The 449-nt window shown below is 51.4% G+C and carries 1 rRNA gene; it reads right to left on the bottom strand.

Going from position 1 to position 449, the window contains the following annotated elements:
• A 23S ribosomal RNA gene (locus ACYVTD_RS16790) occupies window positions 1-449 on the bottom strand; the annotation flags it as partial.

The following is a 449-nucleotide window of genomic DNA, read 5'->3' as shown; positions in this document are numbered from 1 at the left end:
ATGCTTAGCCCCGTTACATTGTCTGCGCGTCATGACTCGACCAGTGAGCTATTACGCACTCTTTGAAGGAGTGGCTGCTTCTAAGCCAACCTCCTGGCTGTCTGCGCCATGGCACATCATTTCACACTTAGCATGCTATTCGGGACCTTAGCCGACGGTCTGGGCTCTTTCCCTCTCGACTACGAACCTTGTCGCCCGCAGTCTCACTCCCATCAGTTGCCTTAAGCCATTCGGAGTTTGATTGGGTTTGGTAGGCGGTGAAGCCCCCTAGTCCATCCAGTGCTCTACCTGCTTAAGGTTTTGATAAGGCTGTCCCTCAAGGCATTTCGGGGAGAACCAGCTATTTCCAAGTTTGTTTAGTCTTTCGCTCCTAGTCACACGTCATCCCTACCTTTTTTAACAGATTAGGGTTCGGTCCTCCAACAGGTTTTACCCTGCCTTCAACCTGC

The sequence above is a fragment of the Treponema sp. R6D11 genome, assembly GCF_054786075.1.
The sequence above is the reverse complement of the archived record's forward strand: the minus strand, read 5'-3'. Positions and strand labels throughout refer to the sequence as shown.